This window comes from Methylobacterium sp. WL119 (assembly GCF_008039875.1).
In the GTDB taxonomy this organism is placed as follows: domain Bacteria; phylum Pseudomonadota; class Alphaproteobacteria; order Rhizobiales; family Beijerinckiaceae; genus Methylobacterium.
The window spans coordinates 40787-47726 of the sequence record NZ_VRUU01000032.1 but is presented as its reverse complement, the minus strand read 5'-3'; the positions used below and the strand labels follow the sequence as shown (position 1 = coordinate 47726).

The 6940-nt window shown below is 66.8% G+C and carries 3 protein-coding genes and 1 pseudogene; 1 reads left to right on the top strand and 3 read right to left on the bottom strand.

Going from position 1 to position 6940, the window contains the following annotated elements:
- Nucleotides 1-110 precede the first annotated feature (110 nt).
- The gene (locus tag FV227_RS13675; protein WP_246686545.1) at nucleotides 111-680 is read left to right on the top strand and encodes a Crp/Fnr family transcriptional regulator; all 570 of its coding nucleotides are present in this window, start codon (nucleotides 111-113) and stop codon (nucleotides 678-680) included.
- On the opposite strand, the gene FV227_RS13670 is transcribed toward FV227_RS13675, so the two are convergent.
- The 3 genes and pseudogenes from FV227_RS13670 to FV227_RS13660 all read right to left on the bottom strand — a co-directional run bounded on the left by FV227_RS13670 (nucleotide 671) and on the right by FV227_RS13660 (nucleotide 6805).
- A complete protein-coding gene (locus tag FV227_RS13670; RefSeq protein ID WP_210249409.1) occupies nucleotides 671-2911 on the bottom strand; it encodes a PAS domain S-box protein in 2241 nt (746 codons plus the stop codon). The two genes, FV227_RS13675 and FV227_RS13670, sit on opposite strands and share 10 nt — an antisense overlap.
- 642 nt (nucleotides 2912-3553) lie before the next feature.
- Nucleotides 3554-6141 (bottom strand): annotated as a pseudogene (locus tag FV227_RS13665) (excinuclease ABC subunit UvrA); the annotation flags it as partial.
- 451 nt (nucleotides 6142-6592) lie between these two features.
- On the bottom strand, nucleotides 6593-6805 hold the full coding sequence (locus tag FV227_RS13660) for a hypothetical protein (RefSeq protein ID WP_147859179.1): 213 nt from the start codon (nucleotides 6803-6805) through the stop codon (nucleotides 6593-6595).
- Nucleotides 6806-6940: the final 135 nt, after the last annotated feature.

The window sequence follows — 6940 nt, the reverse complement described above, 5'->3', positions numbered from 1 at the left end:
CTTGAGCCTCATGGTCGGCGATAAACGATGAAGGGGCCCGATCGGGCCCCTTCATCGTTCAAGCTGCGGCCGCCATTGGCCTGGTTTTACTCCGCCACAGCGGCCTGGAATTGGTCCGCCCTTTACACCCCGGCGATCACTGCGATCGCGGTGCCGTCCACGCCTATCCGCTCGACCACGCCATCGAGACCCTCACCCAATGCCGTGTCGCCAAGATCCCGCGTGCGACGTATCTCGACCTGCTCGGGCAGCATCCCCGGCTGGCACTCGCGCTGCAGCGCGCGAAGCTTGTCGAGGAGGCGATGGCGCGCGAGTGGATCGCCAGTCTCGGCATGCGCTCGAGCATCGAGCGCATGGCGCATCTCCTGTGCGAGTTGATGGAGCGGCTCGGATCGATCGGGCAGGCATCGGACGGCCACTACGACCTGCCGCTGACACAGGTCGATCTCGCGGACGCTCTCGGTCTGTCGAGCGTGCACGTCAACCGTTCGATCCAGTTCCTACGCCGGGATGGACTGATCGCGCTGAACAGGCGTCATCTGCAGATCCTTGCACCCCGACGGCTGTATGAGCTCGCGGAGTTCGAAGCCGCGTACCTTTCGCATTCGCCGCTCGTCACCGGCCGGCCCACCGGTGGCCCGGTCGCTCCATACGAGCCGGGCCATCGAGCTTATTCGTGAGGCTTGTCGGCGGGCTGCACGCCGGCGGCCGATGCGATGAGAACCGCTTCCGGCAAGGTGCGCGCGCCCAACGCCTCCATGACCCGGGCGCGATAGATCTCCACCGTCCGCGGGCTCAAGCCCATGGAGCGGGCGATGGTTTTGTTGGTGCCGCCCGCAAGCAAGCCCTCGAGCACGGCATGCTCTCGTCGCGACAGCGCTGCGATGCGAGCCCGCGCTTCGTCGCGCGCATCCGTGCGTTCCTCCGTGACGCGGATTCCGGCCAGTGCCGTCCTGACCGCGAACGAGAGCGCCTCCGGCACCCAGGGCACTTCGAGAAAATCGACGGCACCCGCCTTCATGACGCGCACCCCCAGGCCGATGTCTCCACCACTCCGGCCGATCGCCACGATGGGCAGGTGCGAACGCGAGGATCTGAGCGCGTTCGCTACGGCCAGATCGTCGACATCCGTCAGGTCGATCACGACGCAGCCCGGCAGGAGAGCGCCCGCTACGCTGAGGAAGGCTTCGCCGTTCGCAAAGGCCCGGACCTCGTATCCATCGGCTTGCAAAGTGCCGACAAGGTCGTGTCGCGTGTGGTCCTTGGGTGCAATCACGTAGACGCGCGAACCGACGTCGGCCGTGATGTCCTGGGCGATGCCGCCTGCAAACCGTATGTGCCCGTCGATGTTCGGTATGGGGAAGAAGGTATCACGGATGCGTCGGACGGCGTGGTCCGATGCGCGCACGATGCGGTACTTCAGGACCGTCATCTCCCCACCGCCGGCCCGCTCCAGTCCCCGTGCTGCTCCGTCGCGATCCTCGGGATGAACGCTGGCGAGCCAGCTCGCGACATCTTTCATGCTCTCGATGGGCATGCCCCAGACTTGCGAGAAAGCCGGGCTGAGGTAGTCGAGCTGCCCGCTTTCGAGATCGGCGAGCCAGAGCACGTTCGTCGAGTGCTCGGCGAAGCGCCGGAACCGTTCCTCGCTGATCCGCAGATCGGTCTCTGCGCGCTTCTCTCGATCGACGTCCTGCACCACGACGATGGCGCCGTTGATCGCGTCATCGACATCGTTGAACGGCGCTGCGCTGACACGCGTCCAGCACTCCCGACCATCCGGGGCCGTGTAGATGAAATCGAGTCCGGGAACGACGGTCTCACCGCGCAGGGCTCGGCTCCCCGGATATTCCGCCGGCGTCATCCGTCGTCCATCCGGTGCGTAGGCCCGCCAACGCTCGCTCGATTTGGGATCCGCGGAGGGTATCCATTCGAGCGCGTAGCGCCCGAGTGCGCGGTTCGCCAACATGATGCTGCCGTCCTGCTTCACGAGGCCGACCCCGATCGGCAGTTGCGCCAGCGTCGCCGAAAGCCGGTGCTCGCTTTCCAAAAGTGCCGCCTCGGCACGCATCTGATCCGTGATGTCGACGACCGTACCAATGAACGACACCGGCCGACCGTCCTCGAACCCGGTCCGGCCATGCGTCGAGACCCAGCGCTCGACGCCGTCGCGGATGCCGATGACGCGATACTTGATGTGGTAGACACCGTCGCCGGTCGGGTCCGTGCAGCGCGCCACCGCCGCCTCGACGTTTAGGCGATCGTCCGGGTGGATGGCGGAGAGCCAGATCTCCTCATCGACAGGCGCATCCGACGGCAGTCCCCACACCGCCTTGAGGCGCGCATCCCAATCGAGCGCTCCGGTTCGTGGATCCCAGGAGTAGGGCGAGAGCTCGACGAGGTCGATGGCGGACTGAAGCCGTGTTTCGCTGGCGCGCAGGCGCGCTTCGGTCAGCTTCCGGGCGGAGATATCCAGGCCGGTCACCGCCGCACCGATGAAGATCCCGCGCTCGTCGTAGAGCGCGAAGGCACGGCATTGAATCGTCGTTCCGACATCGTCGCTCAAAGGGCGAGACCGAACCTCCCCCTCCCAATCTCCGTCCCGCGCCAGCATCGGCAGCGCCACGTCTCGGATCACGGCTTGGTCGAGCGGATGGAACAGGTCGGGAATCGCGATGTTCGAAACGTCGCTGTCGGGTCGAAGGCCGACCATCTCGCGAGCGGCCTCGTTGAGAAAGGTCAGCTTCAGGTCCGTGTCCGCGATGCCGATGAACATGCGCGACTGCCGGACGAGCGCGGCGAACAAAGTATCGAGCCGCGGTGCCCCCCCCGGACGGTCCAGGTATCCATCAGCACCCGTCGGGTGCGCAGTCGGCTCGTCGGTTGCTCTATTTAGCTTCTGCTGGGCCACCCTCGCGTCAGCCTTTTCGAGGCCGGCGGGCCAAAGGGCGAGGGACTTTCCGCAATCCCCGAAAGCCACGCCGGGCAGCTCTCCATCTGCGCGGTTTCTAGGGTATATTCATCCTCCAGTAAAGAAAAAACACAACTCAATCTTGAGTGCAAATTCCTTGTGCGCAACTTAAATGCACTCCCGAGTGATCGAATGCTAAGAATTTAACTTATGTTATTTAGGATAGAATGTCTCGATATTTGTCTCTGTCCTCGCGTAATCTTCGATCGCCTTCTTGCCTTTGCGCCGATCCCGTTCATCCCGTCCACCGGCGCAACAGCCGTAGCGGAGCGGGCTTGTCGGCTCCGGCGTCTGGAACCGGGGGCTGTCATCGAGCGAGGTTTCGCAGCTTTCGGAATGCGCGCTCGTCTGGGTTCCTGCGCCGTACCTGCAAGGCAAGCGTGGGTCCGAAATGCGAAATGGGAAATGCGGGCGCACCGACCGTCCGCCGCCCGATGCCGGTGCTGCGTCCTTTCGTGGCGCTTCCGGCCAGCGTGCGGGCTCGATTGACGTCAGATCGATCGACCACGATCCGTGGCTTCGAGACCGCCGGTCAGCTCACGCCTGGAGTCGACGACCGGAGTGCAGGTGCATCGGGCATGCTCATCGCACGTCAAGCTCGCGCTGGAGATAAGGCCCGGTTCGACTCGCCTCGTTCGCTGCCACAACCTCGGGCGGCCCGCTCGCCACGATCATGCCGCCGTCGGCGCCCGCGCCAGGTCCCAGATCGATCACCCAATCCGCCTGTGCGACCACGCGCATGTCGTGCTCGACCACCACGACGGTGTTGCCCCCGTCGACGAGCGCGTTCAGCTGACCCAGCAGGCGATCTACGTCGGTCGGGTGCAGGCCGGTCGTCGGCTCGTCGAGCACATAGAGCGTGGCGCCACGCTGGCCGCGCTGAAGTTCGGTGGCCAGTTTGATGCGCTGGGCTTCGCCTCCCGAAAGCTCCGTCGCCGGCTGGCCGAGACGCAGGTAGCCCAGACCGATGTCGTCCAGCACCGTCAGGGACCGCAGGACCGGCGCCTCCTCTGCGAAGACCTCGCATGCCCGGGCCACGGTCAGCCCCAGCACGTCGGCGATGGAGAGGCCATGCCACCGCACCTCGAGGGTCTTGGGCGCGTACCGCGCCCCATGACATGTCGGGCACGGCGCGTAGACGCTCGGCATGAACATGAGCTCCACGCTGACGAAGCCTTCGCCCTCGCAGGTGGGACATCGGCCCTTGGCGACGTTGAAGGAGAAGCGCCCCGCGTCATAGCGACGGCGGCGCGCCTCGGGCGTCGCCGCGAATAGCCGGCGCACATGATCGAACAGGCCGGTATAGGTGGCGAGGTTCGAGCGCGGCGTGCGGCCGATCGGCCGTTGGTCGACTTTGACGAGCCGGTGAACCGCCTCCATCCCCGTCGCGACGCGCCCGTTCGTCCGGGCCGGCATGTCCTCAATCGGCGACGCGTCCGCGTCTTCGGCCGTCATCGCCTGCTCGAGCCGCTCGCCGACCAGTTCGATCAGTGCTTGACTGACCAGACTCGACTTTCCCGAGCCCGAGAGGCCGGTCACGGCGGTGAAGCAGCCGAGCGGGAAGGCGGCGTCGAGATCATGCACGGTATTGCGCGTCACGCCCTCGAGGCGCAGCCAGGCCGAGGCGGCCCTCCGCGGCCGAGCGAGAAGCGTGTGGCCGCCGAACAAGTGCAGCCTCGTTCGCGACGCCTTCACGGACGCCAGGCCGGCCGGCGGACCGCTATAGAGGATCTCGCCGCCATGCTCGCCCGCGTCGGGACCGACGTCCACCAGCCAGTCGGCGCGCCGCATCGTCTCCAGGTCGTGCTCGACCACGAACAGCGAGTTGCCCGCGGCTTTGAGGTCGTCCAGTGCCTCGACCAACGCCACGCCGTCCGCGGGGTGGAGGCCGGCCGACGGCTCGTCGAGCACGTAGACGACCCCGAGAGCTGCGAGCGCAACTGAGTGGCGAGGCGCAGTCGCTGCAGCTCGCCCGACGACAGTGTCGTGGTGATGCGGTCCAGCGACAGGTAGCCGAGCCCGAGCCGGGTCAGCACGCCAATTCGGTCGAGGAGGTCGGCGATGAGACGTTGCGCGGCCAGACGCTTCTCGATCGAGAGGTTCGGCGTGCCTCGCACGTCCGGCGGACCGGCATGCGCCGATCCGCCTGCCGCAACCCGCTCCGCTGCCGCCGCTCGCACGGTGGAGCGTCCCAGCCTATGGCCGGTGCAGCCAGCCTCCTCGGGGATCGTCCCAATGGAGAGGGGGTAGAGAACATCGGCGAGCCGTGTGATCGGCATCGCCGCGAGGACACCGAGGTCGTGCCCCGCCACTGTGACGGACAAGGCCTCGCGCTTGAGGCGCTTCCCCTCACAGGTCGGGCACGGCTCGCTGACCAGGTACTGCGCCGCTCTTCGGCGCATGAGCGCGCTCTGAGAGTTGGCGAAGGTGTGCAGGACGTGTCGTCGAGCGCCGGTGAAGGTGCCTTGATAGTCCGGCTCCCGCTTGCGCTTCAGGGCCTGCCGCGTCTCCTCCGGGCTCAGGCCAGCGTAGACGGGCACCGTCGGATGGTCGTCGGTGAACAGGATCCAGTCACGGTCCGCGCGAGGCAGGTCGCGCCAGGGCACGTCGACGTCGTAACCCAGCGTCACCAGGATATCCCTCAGGTTCTGGCCGCCCCAGGCCTGGGGCCAGGCCGCGACCGCTCGCTCGCGGATCGTCAGCGAGGGGTCCGGCACCATCGTCGCCTCGGTGGCATCGTAGAGGCGGCCGAGCCCATGGCAGCGCGGGCAGGCGCCTTGCGGGGTGTTGGGCGAGAAGTCCTCGGCGTAGAGCATCGGCTGGCCGGGCGGGTAGCTGCCCGCGCGCGAGTAGAGCATGCGCACGAGGCTCGACAGCGTGGTCACGCTGCCGACCGAGGATCGCGAGTTCGGCGTGCCCCGCTGCTGCTGGAGCGCGACGGCGGGCGGCAGGCCCTCGATGGCGTCCACGTCCGGTACGCCGACTTGGTCGATCAGTCGCCGGGCGTAGGGAGCGACCGATTCGAAGTAGCGTCGCTGGGCCTCGGCGTAGATCGTGCCGAAGGCCAACGACGACTTGCCGGACCCCGACACCCCGGTGAACACCACAAGCGCATCGCGTGGGATGTCGACGTCGACGTCCCTGAGGTTGTGCTCGCGCGCGCCGCGGACGGAGACGAACGGAGACGGACTTTGCGATGCCTCGCGAGATGTCGGGGCCGCCGATGCGTCGGGCGCAGGATCCGACGTTTTCGACGAAGAGCCCAGACTTCGCGCGGTGGCGTCCGTCGGCACAGTGATTCTCCTCGCGGTTCCAGGGCCGCCGTCCCTGAGACAGGCCTGAAGTCTGGGGTCGGACAACGCGTCAGGCGGATATAGGGGGCTCTCACGGAGGATCCGAACCAGCTCGGCCCCTGCCGCGCTTCAGGGGCGTCCTGGTCCTGATGGACTCGCACGCTTCCGTGCCGGAACCGATTCCCTCGATGCAGGGCTCCTGCGGAGCAGCCGGCGCGTTACTGAACCTCCGAAGCTCTCACGGGGATCGCGCGCCCGCGGCCTTCGATACCCGATCGATGGGGGAGCGGCTTGTCTCTCCTGCGGGTTTCCATAGCCTCATCCTCGCTCAGTGGATCGCCGACCTCCCCGTCCATCCCAGAAGGAAAGGGTTTCCGAGCGCGCTTTCGATCAGCTGATCGCGGTCTCGCATGCCCCGTCGGGCGGCGTTCACGATCGCCAGGGCGAGTCGACGCCGCGTATCGGCCGCGACATGGTTCCTCGTGGCATCACCGTCCGTGACGAGCATCACGGTCCAAGCCTGATCGAAGGCCTCGCTCATGGCCTGGACCGTGTCAGGGGTGAAGACCGCAGGGCCGAGGGGTATCTGTCCGCTCTCAGGACCGCTCGCGGCCCGACGGTTTCGCTTTGTCGAAGGCTCCCGGCCTGAGGTGGTGCGCATGAGTTCCTCCGCGAT

Excerpts from the sequence above, each read along its gene's own strand:
- FV227_RS13660 (WP_147859179.1), bottom strand. The coding sequence starts at position 6,805 with ATGAGCGAGGCCTTCGATCAGGCTTGGACCGTGATGCTCGTCACGGAC.